Below are 16236 nucleotides of genomic sequence, written 5' to 3'. Positions count from 1 at the left end.
CCGTTCATATTCAGGCGACCTTGCCCACGTTCCGGTCGCCGAATTGCTGAATCTTGTCGCCGAGATGGAAGTTTTCGACCTGCATACTGAAAGCGGCCTGCGGATTGTCGATCGCGTCCATGATGTTGACGACAAGCTGGTCCACGAGATTCGGATCGGCACTCACCAGCGCGGTACGCGGAGTACCCGCCGTTTCGATCACCAGCGCGAAATAATGGCGCCTCAGCAGAACGCTGAGGAGTTTCACGGTGGCGATGACGAGCACGCCGAGAACGACGGCGGTCGCGATGGTCAGGAAGCCCGGTCCGGCGTACGAAAGGGCCTGCTCCTCCCCCGACAGGATCCTGGCCGCCACCCAGATCACCACGCAGAGCAGAACCTGCGAAAGGAAACGCCCCACAGCGGCGGCACGCGCGGGCACGATCTTGATGACCTGTGCCCGCGCGATGTTGTTCAGCGGATATGCCTCCGCGCCGATCCACAGAATGCGGCGACTGACGCGGACACTGATGACTTCTCTTTTGAATGCCACTGCGATTCCCCCGATTTCGCCGCGGCCGGTGCCGCGCGCGAACCAGGATCCTCCCGGAAGCCCGCCCCGACAACAGGATTCACGATTTCGGGAACGACGACTTCTGCACCGCGCGGCGCACCGTCCTCATGTGTCCGACATCAGTTCCTCATCCGGTGAACAACTGCGTCGCCTTCTGTACGAGTTCGTACAGCCCATAGGCGAGCGGTACTCCCACCCAGACCCAGGCGAAGGCGATGAGCCCCCGTCGGCTAGGCGGGCTGCTGTCGCTGGACATCTGGGGCCTCCTTCGACTCCGGGGCGGGGATGTGGTGGCGGGGGTGGACGGGCCGGACGAGTTCGTTGGCGACGAAGCCGACGGCGAGCAGCCCGATCATGATGAACAGGGACATCGTGTACAGGGACGAGCCGTCCTTGCCCGCCTCCTCCTGCCGGTCGGCGATCCAGTTGACGATCAACGGCCCGAGGACGCCGGCCGTCGACCAGGCGGTGAGCAGCCGCCCGTGGATGGCGCCGACCTGGTAGGTCCCGAAGAGGTCCTTCAGATACGCGGGGATCGTCGCGAAGCCGCCGCCGTAGAAGGACAGGATCACCAGCGCGCACAGGATGAACAGCGGCTTCGACGAGTCGCCGGCCAGCGCGATCAGCCCGTACATGAGGGCGCCCGCGCCCAGGTACAGCCGGTAGATGTTCTTGCGTCCGATCAGGTCGGAAGTCGACGACCAGCCGATCCGGCCCGCCATGTTGGCAGCGGACAGCAGAGCGACGAAGCCTGCCGCGGCCGACGCCGACACCGTTGTCGAGGTGTTCGCGAAGAAGTCCGTGATCATGGGTGCGGCCTTCTCCAGGATGCCGATGCCCGCGGTCACGTTCATGCAGAGCACGACCCACAGACACCAGAACTGCGGTGTGCGCACGGCGTTGCGGGCGGACACCTGCGGTCCGTCGAAGACGCTGGGCCCGTCACCGACCGGCTTCTCGGTGCGCGGCACCCGGACCAGCAGCACACCGAGCAGCATGAAGACGGCGTACGACAGCCCGTGCACCAGGAACGCCAGCGCGATCCCGGAGCTGTCGGCGCCGAACGACTCCAGCATCTGCGCCGACCAGGGCGAGGCGATCAGCGCGCCGCCGCCGAAGCCCATGATGGCGATGCCGGTGGCCATGCCGGGCCGGTCCGGGAACCACTTGATCAGTGTCGAGACCGGCGAGATGTAGCCGATGCCGAGGCCGATCCCGCCGACGAAGCCGTAGCCGAGGACGATCAGCCAGTACTGCTCGGTGGCCGCGCCGAGCGCGGAGAGCAGGAAGCCGGACGAGAAGCAGATCAGGGCGACGGTCATCGCCCAGCGCGGGCCGTTGCGCTCCACCAGCGTGCCGCCGAACGCGGCCGACAGGCCGAGCATGACGATGCCGAGTTGGAACGGCAGCGCGCTCTGCGTGCCGCTGAGGCCGAGCGCGGACTCGAGCGGGGGCTTGAACACGCTCCAGGCGTAGGCCTGGCCGATGGACAGATGGACCGACAGAGCGGCGGGCGGAACCAGCCAGCGGCTCCATCCCGGGGGAGCGACAGGGGGACTCATGATCCCGAACGGTAGGGAGGAGCAGCGGAGTTGAGAAGGCGGCGCGTCGACCGTATGCGATGAACGGTATGCCGGACGCGACGAACGGTCGAACGCCGTGCGCGAACCCTTGCTGACCCTCTATCCATACTGTAGACAATATTCCGTCGACAGGATTCGGCAGCAACTTCCCAGCCAGTCGTCGCTTCCCAGCAACACCTCCGCGGTACTCCCTCGACCGAACGGAGCGTTCCGAAGTGAAAGTTGCAGTTCTCGGCGCCGGTGCCATCGGCGCCTACGTCGGAGCCGCGCTGCATCGCGCGGGCGCCGATGTGCACCTCATCGCCCGTGGACCGCATCTGGCGGCCATGAGGCAGCACGGGGTGCGGGTGCTCAGTCCGCGCGGCGACTTCACCGCCCGCGCGCACGCGACCGACGACCCGGCCGAAGTCGGCCCGGTCGACTACGTCTTCCTGGGTCTGAAAGCCAACTCGTACGCGGCGTGCGGGCCGCTGATCGAGCCGCTGCTGCACGACACCACGGCGGTCGTGGCGGCCCAGAACGGCATCCCCTGGTGGTACTTCCACCGGCACGGCGGCCCCCACGACGGCCACCGCGTCGAGAGTGTGGACCCGGACGGCGCGGTCAGTGCGGTGCTCGCGCCCGAACGGGCCGTCGGCTGCGTGGTCTACGCGGCCACCGAACTCGAAGGGCCGGGTGTCGTACGGCACTTGGAAGGCACCCGGTTCTCCATCGGCGAGCCCGACCGCAGCGTGTCCAGGCGCTGTCTCGCACTCAGCGAGGCCATGATCGCCGGTGGCCTGAAGTGCCCGGTGGAGCCCGACCTGCGCAACGACATCTGGCTCAAACTGCTCGGCAACATCTCCTTCAACCCGATCAGCGCGCTGGCCCGCGCCACCATGCGGCAGATGTGCCTGCACGGCGGCACCCGCAAGGTCATCGAGATCATGATGACCGAGACGCTCTCGGTCGCCGAGGCCCTCGGCTGCGAGGTCGGTGTCTCCATCGAGCGCCGGCTCGCGGGCGCGGAGCGGGTCGGCGACCACCGCACCTCCACGCTCCAGGACCTGGAGCGCGGCAAGCCGCTCGAACTCGACGTACTCCTCGCGGCCGTCGTCGAGTTGGCGGAGATCACCGGCGTTCAGGTGCCCACCCTGCGCACCGTGCACGCCATCTCGGACCTGCTCGCGCTGAGGAGCGCCGCATGAACTCTGACGAACGCCGCACGAGGAAACGCGACCGCACCCCGAAGACCTACACCCGGCTCACCCATCCCCTCGTCCGGGACTCACGCGACGAGCCCTTCCGACAGGCGAGCTGGGAGGAGGCGCTGGACCGGGCGGCCCGGGGGCTGGCACGCAACCGCGACGCCTTCGGCATGTTCTCCTGTGCCCGCGCCACCAACGAGATGAACTACGTCGCCCAGAAGTTCGCCCGCGTCGTGATGGGCACCAACAACGTCGACTCCTGCAACCGCACCTGCCACGCGCCCAGCGTGGCGGGCCTGTCGGCGGCCTTCGGCTCGGGCGGGGGCACCTCCTCCTACGAGGAGATCGAGCACACCGACGTCATCGTGATGTGGGGCTCCAACGCCCGCTTCGCGCACCCGATCTTCTTCCAGCACGTGCTGAAGGGCATCAGGAACGGCGCCCGCATGTACGCCGTCGACCCGCGCCGCACCTCCACCGCCGAGTGGGCGGAGAGCTGGCTCGGCCTGAACGTCGGCACGGACATCCCGATGGCGCACGCGATCGGCCGCGAGATCATCCACGCGGGCCTCGCGAACGAGGCGTTCATCGAGCGGGCGACGAGCGGCTTCGAGGAGTACAAGGCGCTGGTCGAGCCCTGGACGCTGTCCCTCGCCGAGAAGGTGACGGGCGTACCGGCCGCCGCCATACGGGAGTTGGCGCACGCCTACGCCCGCGCCGAGCGCGCCCAGCTGTGCTGGACCCTCGGCATCACCGAGCACCACAACGGCACCGACAACGTCCGCGCGCTGATCAACCTCTCCCTGCTGACCGGGCATGTGGGCCGCTACGGCAGCGGGTTGCAGCCCCTGCGCGGCCAGAACAACGTGCAGGGCGGCGGTGACATGGGCGCCATCCCCAACCGCCTCCCCGGCTTCCAGGACATCCTCGACCACGACTCCCGGCTGAAGTTCGAGTCGGCCTGGAACACCGTCATCCAGCCGCACTACGGGCTCAACCTCACCGAGATGTTCGAGGCGATGGAGGAGGGCTCCCTCAAGGCCGTCTACTGCATCGGCGAGAACCCGGCGCAGTCCGAGGCGGACAGCGAGCAGGCCGTACGGCGCATGCGACAGCTGGACTTCCTCGTCGTCCAGGACATCTTCCTGACGAAGACGGCCCAGCTGGCGGACGTCATCCTCCCCGCGACCGCCGGGTGGGCGGAGACCGACGGCACAACGACCAACAGTGAGCGTCGAGTTCAGCGCGTACGGCGCGCGGTCACTCCGCCCGGCGAGGCGCGTGAGGACATCGACATCATCTGTGAGCTGGCGGCGCGGCTCGGCCACGAGTGGAAGTACGCCGACGCCGAGGCGGTCTGGAACGAGCTCAGGTCCGTCTCGCCGGACCACTACGGGATGACGTACGAACGCCTGGCGGAGCACCAGGGCATCCAGTGGCCGTGCCCGAGCACCGATCAGCTCGAACCGACGTATCTGCACGGCCGGTTGTGGGAGGGGGACCCGGCGAAGCGCGGGACGCCGGCGCCGTTCGGGATCGTCCAGCACGATCCGCCGGTCGACCTCACCGACGAGGAGTATCCGATCCGGCTCACCACCGGGCGGCGGCTCGACTCCTACAACACCGGGGTGCAGAGCGGGAGTTTCGCCTCCCCGCTGCGGCGCGGCGAGTTCGTCGAGCTGTGCCCGGAGGACGCCGAGCGGTACGGGGTCGTGGTCGGCGAGGAGGTCCAGGTGACCTCGCGGCGCGGGTCGGTCGTCGCGCCGGTGTGGGTCGACACCGCGCTACGGCCCGGGCTGGCCTTCATGACCATGCACTTTCCCGACGAGGTGGACACCAACCAGCTGACGATCGAGGCGAACTGCCCGATCGCGGGGACGGCGGAGTTCAAGGCGTCGGCGATCCGGATCGAGAAGCTTCCCGTCGCGACCATCGTGAGGTGACGTAAGTGGACCTGCACTTCGGCGACAGCAAACCGACGGACGACGAACGGGCGGCCGTGGATGCGTTGTTGGGCCCGCCCGAGTCCTCCTGGGAGGGCGCCGACCGATCCGACGCCGACCTCAGGTGGGCCAGGGGCGGACGCGAGGCCCGGGACCGCCGCGACCTGCTGTTGCCGGGGCTGCACGCGATCAACGACCAGGTCGGCTGGATCAGCGAGGGCGCCCTCGACTACCTGTGCCGACGGCTGACGGTTCCGCCGGCGGAGGCGTACGGCGTCGCCACCTTCTACGCCATGTTCTCGGTCAAGCCACGCCCCGCGACCGTGCTCCACGTGTGCACGGACCTCGCCTGCGCGGCCGCCGGGGCGAGCGAGCTGTGCGCCGGGATCGAGGCGCGGCTCGGACTCGGCAGTGGTGTGTCGGTCGAGCGCAGTCCGTGTCTGGGCCTGTGCGAGAGGGCTCCGGCGGCGCTCGCGATCAGGGCCGGGGATCCGGTGCGTACGGCGGTCTCGGCACCGGCGACCGTGCACGACGCCGTCCTCGCCGCGAGCGCGCCGGACTCGGCGCCCGAGGAGCCGTCGGCCGCGATGGCCGTACCGCAGGCGGGGGATCCCTCGCTGGCCCTGCTCCGGCGCGTAGGAGTCGTCGACCCGTCGTCGCTGGACGACTACCGCGCCCACGGCGGCTACACCGCCCTGCGCCGGGCCTTCGAACTCGGTCCCGCCGGAGTCATCCGCGAGGTCACCGACTCCGGCCTGGTCGGGCGGGGCGGCGCCGCCTTCCCCACCGGCCGCAAATGGCAGGCCACCGCGTCGCAGCCCGACCATCCGCACTACCTCGTCTGCAACGCCGACGAATCCGAGCCGGGCACCTTCAAGGACCGCGTGATCATGGAGGGCGACCCGTTCGCGCTGGTCGAGGCGATGACGATCGCGGCGTACGCGACGGGTGCCCACAAGGGCTACCTGTATCTGCGCGGCGAGTACCCCCGTGCGCTGCGGCGACTGGAGCACGCGATCGCGCAGGCACGCGCGCGTGGACTGCTCGGCGACGACGTGCTCGGCCAGGGATACGCCTTCGACATCGAGATCCGGCGGGGTGCGGGCGCGTACATCTGCGGCGAGGAGACGGCCCTGTTCAACTCCATCGAGGGCTATCGGGGCGAGCCGCGCTCGAAGCCGCCGTTCCCCGTGGAGAAGGGGCTGTTCGGCAAGCCGACGGTGGAGAACAACGTGGAGACGCTGGTCAACGTACTGCCGATCCTGACCATGGGAGCACCGGCGTACGCCGCCATCGGCACGGCCAAGTCGACCGGGCCGAAGCTGTTCTGCGTGTCCGGGAGCGTGGAGCGGCCCGGCATCTACGAGCTGCCCTTCGGCGCGACGCTGGGCGAGCTGCTGGAGCTGGCCGGAGTGCGGGAGCGGCTGCGGGCGGTGCTGCTGGGCGGTGCGGCGGGCGGCTTCGTACGGCCGGACGAGCTGGACATCCCGCTCACCTTCGAAGGCACGCGGGAGGCGGGCACGACGCTCGGCTCGGGCGTGGTCATGGCCTTCGACGACACGGTGCCGCTGCCCCGGCTGCTGCTGCGCATCGCCGAGTTCTTCCGCGACGAGTCGTGCGGGCAGTGCGTGCCGTGCCGGGTCGGGACCGTGCGGCAGGAGGAGGCGCTGCACCGGATCGTTCAGCGCACGGGTGCGGCGGCCGCCGATGACATCGCCCTGCTCAGGGAGGTCGGCCGCGCGATGCGGGACGCCTCGATCTGCGGTCTGGGGCAGACCGCGTGGAACGCCGTGGAATCCGCCATCGACCGTCTGGGGGCGTACGAATGACCGTGATACCGCTGGGGATCCCGCGCCGGCTGCTGGAGTTCACCATCGACGGGGAACCCGTGCGCACGACAGAGGGCTCCACGATCCTCGACGCCTGCCGAGCGGCCGGGAAGGACATCCCGACCCTGTGCGAAGGGGACACCCTGAGGCCGAAGAACGCCTGCCGTGTGTGCGTCGTCGAGGTCGAGGGATCCCGGACCCTGGTCCCGGCCTGCTCGCGCAAGGCCGAGCCCGGCATGGAGGTGAAGACCGACACCGAGCGTGCCCGGCACAGCCGCAGAATCGTCCTCGAACTGCTCGCCTCGTCGGTCGACCTGTCGACGACCCCGAAGGTCGCCGAGTGGATCAAGGAATACGAGGCGAAGCCGGACCGCTTCGGCCCCGACGCGGCGCGCCTCAACGAAGAACCGAAGATCGACAACGACCTGTACGTGCGCGACTACGACAAGTGCATCCTCTGCTACAAGTGCGTGGACGCGTGTGGGGACCAGTGGCAGAACAGCTTCGCGATCTCGGTGGCCGGCCGGGGATTCGACGCGCGCATCGCGGTCGAGCAGGACGCTCCGCTGACCGAATCGGCGTGCGTGTACTGCGGGAACTGCATCGAGGTGTGCCCGACGGGGGCCCTGTCCTTCAAGTCGGAGTTCGACATGCGGGCGGCGGGTACCTGGGACGAGTCGGCGCAGACGGAGACGACCACCGTGTGCGCGTACTGCGGAGTGGGCTGCAACCTCACCCTGCACGTGCAGGACAATGAGATCGTGAAGGTCACCTCGCCGCACGACAATCCGGTGACCCACGGCAATCTGTGCATCAAGGGCCGCTTCGGCTACCAGCACGTACAGAACCGGGACTGATCAGGACTGGTGGGGACAGGGACATGGGACGAGTCACGGAACGACGCAAGGTGATCCGGATCCGGGACGGCGCCGTCTCCACCCGGCCGGACACACTCGTCGCCGAGGAACCCCTGGAGATCCGGCTCAACGGCAAGCCGCTGGCGATCACCATGCGCACGCCCGGCGACGACTTCGCACTCGCTGCCGGATTCCTGGTGAGCGAGGGGGTGCTTGCCGAGCAGGGCGATCTGCAGAACATCGTGTACTGCGCGGGCGCCACGGTGGACGGCTCGAACACGTACAACGTGGTGGACGTGAGGACGGCGTCGGGCGTGGTGATTCCGGAGATCACGCTCGAGCGCAATGTGTACACGACCTCGTCCTGCGGGCTGTGCGGCAAGGCGTCGCTGGACGCGGTGCGTACGACGGCCCGCTGGCCCATCGACGACACCCACGGCGGCGACACTCCCCCGGTCCGGCTCGACCCCGAACTGCTCGCGGGCCTCCCCGACCGGCTGCGCGCGGCCCAGCGGGTCTTCGACCGGACCGGGGGCCTGCACGCGGCGGCCCTGTTCACCGAGGACGGCGAGCTGCTGGACATACGGGAGGACGTGGGCCGGCACAACGCGGTCGACAAGCTGGTCGGGCGGGCGTTGCAGAACGGCGACCTGCCCCTGTCCCGCACGGTCCTTCTCGTCTCCGGCCGGGCCAGCTTCGAGCTCGCCCAGAAGGCGGTCATGGCCGGCATCCCGGTCCTGGCGGCGGTCTCGGCGCCCTCGTCCCTCGCGGTGGACCTGGCCGCGGAGACGGGTCTGACGCTGGTGGGCTTCCTGCGGGGCAGCTCCATGAACGTGTACGCGGGAGAACACCGGCTCGCCCTGCGGACCGCGGCCGCCCAGGCCTGACCGGCTCCCCGCGACACGGCGGCGGGGCCCCCGACCGGCGGGGAGCGCCCCCTGCGCCGAAAGGGGCCCCGTCTCAGAGGACCAACTGCGCTGCCGTCACGACCGTCCCCAACCGCGGGAAGTCGAGCCGCACCGAAGCCTCGTGCTCGGCCGCCGTGAACGCCGTCATCGCGTCCTCGACGAAGACCAGCTCGTAGCCGAGGTCGCCGGCGGCGCGGGCGGTGGACTCGACGCCGAGGTTGGTGGCGACGCCGCCGAACACCAGGGTGGTGACGCCTCGTTCGCGGAGGCGGTCGTCCAGGCCCGTGCCCTGGAAGCCGCCGATCGTGCGCTTCACGATCTCGAGGTCGCCCTCCTTCAGCAGCCCTGCCACCAGACCGCTGCCGGGCGGCTGCTCGGCGACCGAGGGGCGTTCGACACGGACGAGGACGACGGTCGCCCCCGCGGAGCGGAATGCGGCGGCCAACTCCTCGCACGTCACGAGGACTTCGGTTCCCTTACGGGGCTCCAGGGGCAGCGCGACGATCCGGTCCATCAGGTCGACGAGCACGAGGGCGGTGCGCGCGGGGTCCAGCGCGAGTGGTGCGGTCATGACGGAACGTTATCCGCCGTCAGCGCTGCGTACCGGAAATCCGGATCAACAGGTCCATGAACCGGTCGCGCTCGGCCGGCGAGAGGGGCGCGAGGAGCGCGTCGTTGGCCTCGCGGGCCGCCTTCTCGCAGCGCTCCAGCAGGCGTGCGCCCTCATCGGTGAGGGAGACCGCGTTCTTCCGCCGGTCGTTCGGATCCGGCGCGCGGACCACCAGTGCCCGCGCCTGAAGGTCGTTGAGGATCCCGACCAGGTCCTTGGGGTCGAGCTGGACGCTGCGCCCGAGATCGGCCTGCGCGACGGGAGCGAGGTCACGCACGGCGGAGAGTACGACGTGGTGCCACATCTTCATCCCCTCCGCGGCCAGCGCCTCGGCCACCAGGGCCCGGCCGCGCGCGGCCGCACGTCCGAGCAGCCAGCTGGACAGGGAGCGGATCGCGGGGAGAGGGGCTTCGGGCATGCATCGCAGCCTAACCGAAAGTCATTGGACTTCCCAACGACTCGGCATCTATCGGGACCACCAACGTTCTGGAGGTGTGGTTGATGCGTCGTGTCCGGTACGACTCCCCGGGCGGCCCGCTCTTCATGGAGGAGGCCCCCGTCCCCGAACCGGCCGTCGGCGAGCTCCTCGTCCGCTGCGAGGCGATCGGCGTCACCCTTCCCGTCGTACGCAAGGTCACCGAGGCGGCGGAGCCGGTCGCGCTCGGGGGAGAGATCGCCGGGGAGGTCGTGGCCATCGGCGCGGGGGTCAGCCGGTTCCGGGTGGGCGACCGGGTGACGGGACTGTGCTTCGGGCACGGGTACGCCGACTTCGCACCGCTGTTGGAGACCATGGCCTCCCCGGTGCCGGACGACGCCTCGGCCGTCGACGCGGTGGCCCTGGTCCGCAGCGGCCTGGTCGCACTCGGCGCGCTGGAGGCCGCTCGGCCCGAGCGCGGGGAGGCGGCACTGGTCACCGCGGCGGCGAGCGGCGTCGGGCATCTCGCCGTGCAGCTCGCGCGAGCCCGGGGCGCGGGGCGGGTCGTGGGTGCCGTGTCCGATCCGGCCAAGGCGGACTTCGTGCGCTCCCTCGGCGCAGACGAGGTCGTCGCGTACGGGGAGGGCACTTGGGGAGCCCCCGTCGACTACGTCCTCGATGCGGTCGGCGGCGAGCTCCTCACCCCGGCCCTCGCCGCGCTCGCCCCGGGCGGGCGGCTCGTGGCGTACAGCTCGGGCGGCGGGACGATCCAGGCGTACGACCTTCTCGTGGGAGCCAAGTCCGTCGTCGGGTTCCAGATGGCGCGCATCGCCCGCGGGGAGCCGGAGTTGTACGAGCGGTGGCGCAGGGAGTTGTGGGAGCTGTTCGCCGAGGGCGCGCTGAAGCCTGCCGTACACGGGGAGTTCGGGCTCCAGGAGGCGGCCGAGGCGCACGCGGCGATCGAGTCGCGGAGCAACCGAGGGAAAGTGGTACTCCATCCGTGACGTGACACGTGCACGGTTCTTGTGATGTGTGCGATAGCCCAACTAACGTCTGTGATGCGCACTTTGGACGTGGGATGTCCGAATGTTCAGATGCCTGGACGCATGACCAGACGATGAAGGGCGGGCCGCACCATGCCGTCAAGAGTTCGCGCACGTCTCAGAGCTGCCCTCGTCGCGGCCGTCGCCACCACGGCGACGGCCGCGACCTTAGGTCCGGCGCAGTCCCAACCCACCACCCGGACACCGCTGTTCGAGCAGCAGCTGCTCTTCAAGGCCTCCCAGGACCCCGGGTACGCCTGCTTCCGGATCCCGGCGATCGTGAAGACCAAGGACGGCACGCTGCTGGCGTTCGCCGAGGGGCGGGTGCTCAACTGCGGTGACGCCGCCGACATCGACATCGTTCTCAAGCGGTCCACGGATGGCGGCCGCACCTGGGGGCCACTCCAGGTCGTCAACGAGGGCGACGGCGACACGCACGGCAACCCGGCACCGATCGTGGACCGCGAGACCGGACGCATCCTGCTGGCGGAGACGTACAACACGGGCCGTACGGACAGCGGCAGTTGCTCCGTACCGTGCGAGCGCACCCCCCATCTCCAGTACAGCGACGACGACGGTCGGACCTGGTCCGAGCCACGCGATCTGAGCGACGAGATACTGCCGGCGAACTGGAACTCCTGGTACGCCACCGGCCCCGTGCACGGCATCCAGCTCACCAGGGGCAAGCACGCCGGACGCCTCGTCTTCGGCGTCAACACCGAGACCTGGGACGGCAGTCGGGTCACCGCCAACCACGCCGCCCTCATCGTCAGCGACGACGGCGGTGACCACTGGCGGATCGGCGCGAAGGACTCCTGGCCCATCGCCGCCGCCGACGGCACCTTCCGGCAGAAGCCGTCCGAAGTGACCCTCACCGAGCGCACGGACGGCACGATCCTCATCAGCGGCCGGGAACAGGACGGCACCGACCTCGGCCACCGCTCCCAGACGTACAGCCGTGACGGCGGTGACAGCTTCACCGGCCCCTTCCGGGACATTCCTGACCTCTACACGCCCCAGGTCCAGGGCGCCACGCTCCGCCTGGGCAATCGCCTCCTGCTGTCCGCGCCCGGCGACCCGGACCGCCGACGGACCATGATGATCCGGTCGTCCTGGAACGGCGGCACCACGTGGGACAGCGTGGACCGCGGCAAGGTCGTGACGACGGACTGGTCGGGCTACTCCGACATGGTGGACATCGACGCGTCCACGGTGGGCCTGATGTACGAGGGCGGCACCGTCGACGCGCGCGACGAGATCCGCTTCGCCCGCTTCAACGAGGCTTGGCTCGGCCCGCGCCGCGCCCCCGACCCGACCACTCCCGACCTCGCCGCGAGCGCACCCCGCGCGACCGTCCTCGGGGGCGCCGAGACGACGGACGGCGTGCTCGGCAACGCCCTGGAGTTCGACGGCGACGACGACGCCGTACGCCTGCCGTATCGGTCCCGACTTCCGCTCGGCGCCGGTGAATTCACGGCTTCGTTGTTCTTCCGCTACTCCGCCACCAGCGGCGAGCAGCCGTTCCTGTGGATGGGCGGGATCGGCTCCACCCAGCCCCAGGTCTGGCTGCGCGGCGAGCCCGACAACGACCGGGTGCGTGCCCTGATCACCACCCGGCAGGGATTCGGGACCGTGCGCACCGCATCCCTGTGGGCCACCGACGCCCACAACGACGGCGAGTGGCACCACCTCGCCCTGCGGCGCGGTGGGGGACAGCTGACGCTCTTCCTGGACGGTACGGCGATCAGCACCGCGGACGTGCCCGGTTCGGTCAGCCGGAACTCGCCGTTCGGCGTGCACGTCGGCCAGCGCATGGACAGCCGGGCCTTCCTCACCGGCGCGATCGACGACGTCCATGTGTGGAACCGGGCACTCGGCGACGCGGAAATCAACGCCGCGGCACAGGTCACCGCCCGTAAGGGTTCGGCCACTGCCGATACCGTCCTGTGGCTGCCCATGGACCAGGTGCGCTGAGACCACTAACGTCCCGGGCGTGCCCGACGACACACGAGCACGGCAGCGCACGGGAACCGGCCTCGGACTCCTGCTGGCCCTGGTTCTCGGGGCCGTGCTGCTCACCGCCCTCCCGGACGACGGCGAACGGGAGGGCGGTGGCACGTGCGCACCGCACTCGGTCGCGTCCTGGAAGGCCGACGACGGCCTCACCGCCGAGTTCGCCCGCTACGGCGACGACCCCTCCCGCACCGACGACTGGACCGGCGGCGACGGCACCCACTCGGTGCGGCTGCCGGACGGCCGGCTGCTGTGGCTGTTCTCCGACACCTACCTGGGCCAGGTGTACGCCCCGCCCAACCCGTTCGGCGAGTCCCACACCTGGCGGGACACGACCGCTCCCCTGGTGCGCAACTCGGCGGTCGTCATGCGCGACGGGCGCCTGGAGCGCACCCTGCCCACCCCGCTCTTCCCCGACCCTGCCCCGAACCAGTGGCGCTGGCCGGTGGCCGCCCGGGTCGAGCCCCGCTCCCCCGGCTCCTCCGAGCAGGTCCTGCGGGTGCTGCTGTGGGTGCGCACGGCCGGACAGTCCCCGTGGATCTACGGTGTGCCCACCGCCACCGAGGTCGCCACGCTCTCGCTGCCCGACCTGCGGGTCGAGTCGGTCGTCAAGGTCCTCGACCAGCAGTTGGTGCCGGATCCCTCCCGGCGGGTCCTGTTCGGCACGACGCTGGTCGAGGAGGGCGGGTGGACGTACGTCTTCGGGGGCGACGACGGCCAGGCCGCGTCCCGGCCGGCCTCGCACGCGTACGTCGCGCGCGTGCCCGAGGGCAGGCTGGCCGAGGCGGGGGCCTGGCAGTACTGGAACGGCTCCGCGTGGGCCAGGGCCGGCGCTGCCCGGCCGCGTGCGGTGCTCGGGGACGGGCAGCGCCAGGGGGTGGGCAGCGCGTTCTCGGTGGCGCGGGTGCGGGGGACGTACGTCCTGTTCACGATGGCCGCGGGTACCGAGGGGCTGACCACCGTGACGTCGTACTGGGCCTGCTCCCCCGCCGGCCCCTGGCACGGGCCGACCAAGGACTTCAGCCCGTCGCTGCCGCAGGGCGGCCAGGTCGCCGCGTACAACCCGCAGACGCACCCCGAGCTGAGCGGCGACGGACGTCTCGTCGTCAGCTACGACGTCAACTGGCTGGAGACGGGCGGCGCCGCGGCGCAGCTCAACCGGAACGTGTCCCTGTACCGACCGCGGTTCGTGACGCTGCGGCTGACGCCGACGCGGTGACCGGCTCCGGGGCGTCGACGTCGGCCCCGGCTTCGGCGTCGGCCTCGGCGTCATGGGCCCGGCGCTTGGCGATGACCGCGCACACCATCAGCTGCATCTGGTGGAAGAGCATCAGCGGCAGCACGGCCAGCGAGGCGTGCGCGCCGAACAGGACACTCGCCATGGGCAGGCCGGAGGCGAGGGACTTCTTGGAGCCGGCGAACTGGATCGCGATGCGGTCCTCGCGGTCGAAGCGCAGCGCCTTGGCGCCGTACCAGGTCAGGGCGAGCATCACGGCCAGCAGCACGGCCTCGACGGCGAGCAGGCCGGCCAGCCGGATCGGGCTCACCTGGTGCCAGATGCCCTGGACCATGCCCTCGCTGAACGCGGTGTAGACGACCAGCAGGATCGAGCCACGGTCGACCAGCCCGAGCACCTTCTTGTGCCGGGCGACGAACCCCCCGATCCAGCGCCGCAGCACCTGCCCGGCGACGAACGGCACCAGCAGCTGCAGCACGATCTGGACCACCGAGTCGGCGGAGAAACCGCCCGCGCTGCTGCCGAGCACGGCCGCCGCGAGGAGCGGGGTGATGACGATGCCGACGAGCGAGGAGAAGGAGCCCGCGCAGATCGCTGCGGGCACGTTGCCGCGCGCCATCGAGGTGAAGGCTATGGACGACTGGATCGTCGACGGCACGAGGGTGAGGAAGAGCAGGCCCTGGTAGAGCGGGTGCGTCAAAACCACCGGGACGAGGCCGCGGGCGGCCAGCCCGAGCAGCGGGAAGACGACGAAGGTGCAGGCCAGAACGGTGACGTGAAGCCGCCAGTGCTTCAGCCCGTCCAGCGCCTCACGGGTGGACAGCCGGGCGCCGTAGAGGAAGAAGAGGAAGGCGATCGCGGCCGTGGAGGCACCGGACGCCACATCGGAGGCCGTCCCGCGCGCCGGGAACAGGGCCGCCAGGCCCACGGTCCCGAGCAACAGCAGGATGTACGGGTCGATCGGCATCCAACGCGGCCATTGCAGGCGTTTCACTGTGCTCCACTACTTCGCTGTCTTGACTCGGCTGTCGCTTCGCTGAACTTCGGGTTCCCGGCACGGACGTGCCCTCTCCATCGTCCTCCGGCGATCAGCGATCGGGAATCCGGCATACCACTCTGACTGTCATCACGTTCCGCGATAACAGCGGGTAGCCTGGGAGCGTGTACGACCCCTCCCATCTGCGTACGTTCCTCGCGGTGGCCCAGACGCTGAGCTTCACGCAGGCGGCCCGCCGTCTCGGCCTGCGCCAGTCGACCGTCAGCCAGCACGTACGGCGCCTGGAGGATGCCACCGGGCGGCCGCTGTTCGCCCGGGACACCCACTCCGTGGAGCTGACCGAGGACGGCGAGGCGATGCTGGGCTTCGCCCGCCGGATCCTGGAGGTGCACGAGCAGGCGACGGCGTTCTTCACCGGCACCCGGCTGCGCGGCCGGCTCCGCTTCGGCGCGTCGGAGGACTTCGTGCTGACCCGGCTGCCGGAGATCCTGGAGGGCTTCCGCTACGACCACCCGGAGGTCGACCTGGAACTGACGGTCGAACTCTCGGGCACACTGCACGAGCAACTGTCCGCCGGAAAACTCGACCTGGTGCTCGCCAAGCGGCGCCCCGAGGATCCACGGGGCGAGCTGGTCTGGCACGACCGGCTGGTGTGGATCGGCGCGGAGCGGCTACGCCTGGAGCCGGACCGTCCGGTGCCGTTGATCGTCTATCCGCCGCCGGGCATCACTCGGGCACTCGCATTGGAGGCGCTGGAGCGGCAGGGGCGTGAGTGGCGGATCGTGTGCACGAGCGGCAGCCTCAACGGCCTCGTCGCGGCGGCACGGGCCGGGTTGGGCGTGATGGCACACTCACGTGGCCTGATTCCGCCGGGACTGGTGCGCGTGCCCGACCGGGCCGGGCTGCCGGAGCTGGGCCGGGTCGATTTCGTACTGGTCCATGGCCACCGCCGCACCGCCGCACAGAGCGCGGCGGACGCGCTGGCGGCGGCGATCCTGGCGGGCGGTGACCGGCTGCATCGGCGAAGCGCGGCCGGCTAGCGCCTGTCCTGCGGGTCAGGC

Annotated in this window: 15 protein-coding genes; 9 read left to right on the top strand and 6 right to left on the bottom strand. The window is 70.3% G+C overall.

The annotated features are described in order from the left end of the window. Window positions 1-10: 10 nt before the first annotated feature. The 3 genes from EHO50_RS29860 to EHO50_RS29855 all read right to left on the bottom strand — a co-directional run bounded on the left by EHO50_RS29860 (window position 11) and on the right by EHO50_RS29855 (window position 2115). Window positions 11-532 (bottom strand): DUF6232 family protein, encoded by a 522-nt coding sequence (locus EHO50_RS29860; RefSeq protein ID WP_128434312.1) that lies wholly within the window; start codon window positions 530-532, stop codon window positions 11-13. Between the two features lie 148 nt (window positions 533-680). Beyond that, window positions 681-809, bottom strand: coding sequence for an MFS transporter small subunit (locus EHO50_RS45690; RefSeq protein WP_274245889.1), 129 nt, complete (start codon window positions 807-809; stop codon window positions 681-683). Further along, a complete protein-coding gene (locus EHO50_RS29855; RefSeq protein WP_128434311.1) occupies window positions 784-2115 on the bottom strand; it encodes an OFA family MFS transporter in 1332 nt (443 codons plus the stop codon). Before EHO50_RS29855 ends, EHO50_RS45690 begins: the two co-directional genes overlap by 26 nt. Before the next feature lie 236 nt (window positions 2116-2351). Here EHO50_RS29855 and EHO50_RS29850 point away from each other — a divergent pair, with 236 nt between their 5' ends. Genes EHO50_RS29850 through fdhD form a run of 5 tightly spaced genes read left to right on the top strand, consistent with a single transcriptional unit; the run spans window position 2352 to window position 8839 of the window. Further along, entirely contained in the window at window positions 2352-3323 is a 972-nt protein-coding gene (locus EHO50_RS29850; protein WP_128434310.1) for a 2-dehydropantoate 2-reductase, read from the top strand. Further along, window positions 3320-5266, top strand: a complete 1947-nt coding sequence (locus EHO50_RS29845) for a molybdopterin oxidoreductase family protein (RefSeq protein ID WP_128434309.1) — start codon at window positions 3320-3322, stop codon at window positions 5264-5266. Before EHO50_RS29850 ends, EHO50_RS29845 begins: the two co-directional genes overlap by 4 nt. 5 nt (window positions 5267-5271) lie before the next feature. Beyond that, a complete protein-coding gene (locus EHO50_RS29840; protein ID WP_128434308.1) occupies window positions 5272-7095 on the top strand; it encodes an NAD(P)H-dependent oxidoreductase subunit E in 1824 nt (607 codons plus the stop codon). Beyond that, complete coding sequence (locus tag EHO50_RS29835; RefSeq protein ID WP_128434307.1) at window positions 7092-7952, top strand: 2Fe-2S iron-sulfur cluster-binding protein; 861 nt, start codon at window positions 7092-7094, stop codon at window positions 7950-7952. The genes EHO50_RS29840 and EHO50_RS29835 overlap by 4 nt, the downstream gene beginning before the upstream one ends. 23 nt (window positions 7953-7975) lie before the next feature. Then, window positions 7976-8839, top strand: a complete 864-nt coding sequence (fdhD, locus tag EHO50_RS29830; protein WP_128434306.1) for a formate dehydrogenase accessory sulfurtransferase FdhD — start codon at window positions 7976-7978, stop codon at window positions 8837-8839. A 73-nt stretch (window positions 8840-8912) separates the two neighbouring features. On the opposite strand, the gene EHO50_RS29825 is transcribed toward fdhD, so the two are convergent. Next, window positions 8913-9431: an isochorismatase family protein gene (locus EHO50_RS29825; RefSeq protein WP_128434305.1), complete on the bottom strand. Its 519-nt coding sequence runs from the start codon at window positions 9429-9431 to the stop codon at window positions 8913-8915. Between the two features lie 19 nt (window positions 9432-9450). Beyond that, window positions 9451-9888: a MarR family winged helix-turn-helix transcriptional regulator gene (locus EHO50_RS29820; protein WP_128434304.1), complete on the bottom strand. Its 438-nt coding sequence runs from the start codon at window positions 9886-9888 to the stop codon at window positions 9451-9453. Between the two features lie 83 nt (window positions 9889-9971). Here EHO50_RS29820 and EHO50_RS29815 point away from each other — a divergent pair, with 83 nt between their 5' ends. The 3 genes from EHO50_RS29815 (at window position 9972) to EHO50_RS29805 (ending at window position 14160) form a co-directional block, all read left to right on the top strand. Next, a complete protein-coding gene (locus EHO50_RS29815; protein ID WP_128434303.1) occupies window positions 9972-10889 on the top strand; it encodes a quinone oxidoreductase family protein in 918 nt (305 codons plus the stop codon). A 132-nt stretch (window positions 10890-11021) separates the two neighbouring features. Continuing rightward, window positions 11022-12902 (top strand): exo-alpha-sialidase, encoded by a 1881-nt coding sequence (locus EHO50_RS29810; protein ID WP_128434302.1) that lies wholly within the window; start codon window positions 11022-11024, stop codon window positions 12900-12902. 19 nt (window positions 12903-12921) lie between these two features. Beyond that, window positions 12922-14160 (top strand): DUF4185 domain-containing protein, encoded by a 1239-nt coding sequence (locus EHO50_RS29805; protein WP_128434301.1) that lies wholly within the window; start codon window positions 12922-12924, stop codon window positions 14158-14160. Here the strand turns inward: EHO50_RS29805 and EHO50_RS29800 are convergent. Continuing rightward, window positions 14096-15145, bottom strand: coding sequence for a bile acid:sodium symporter family protein (locus EHO50_RS29800; protein WP_164904977.1), 1050 nt, complete (start codon window positions 15143-15145; stop codon window positions 14096-14098). The genes EHO50_RS29805 and EHO50_RS29800 overlap by 65 nt on opposite strands. A 194-nt stretch (window positions 15146-15339) precedes the next feature. Here EHO50_RS29800 and EHO50_RS29795 point away from each other — a divergent pair, with 194 nt between their 5' ends. Further along, window positions 15340-16215, top strand: a complete 876-nt coding sequence (locus tag EHO50_RS29795) for a LysR substrate-binding domain-containing protein (RefSeq protein ID WP_128434299.1) — start codon at window positions 15340-15342, stop codon at window positions 16213-16215. Window positions 16216-16236: the final 21 nt, after the last annotated feature.

This window comes from Streptomyces cyaneus, from assembly GCF_004028635.1.
Lineage (GTDB): Bacteria > Actinomycetota > Actinomycetes > Streptomycetales > Streptomycetaceae > Streptomyces > Streptomyces cyaneus.
Note: the sequence above shows the minus strand (reverse complement) of the source record. Positions and strands in the feature narration are given on the sequence as shown.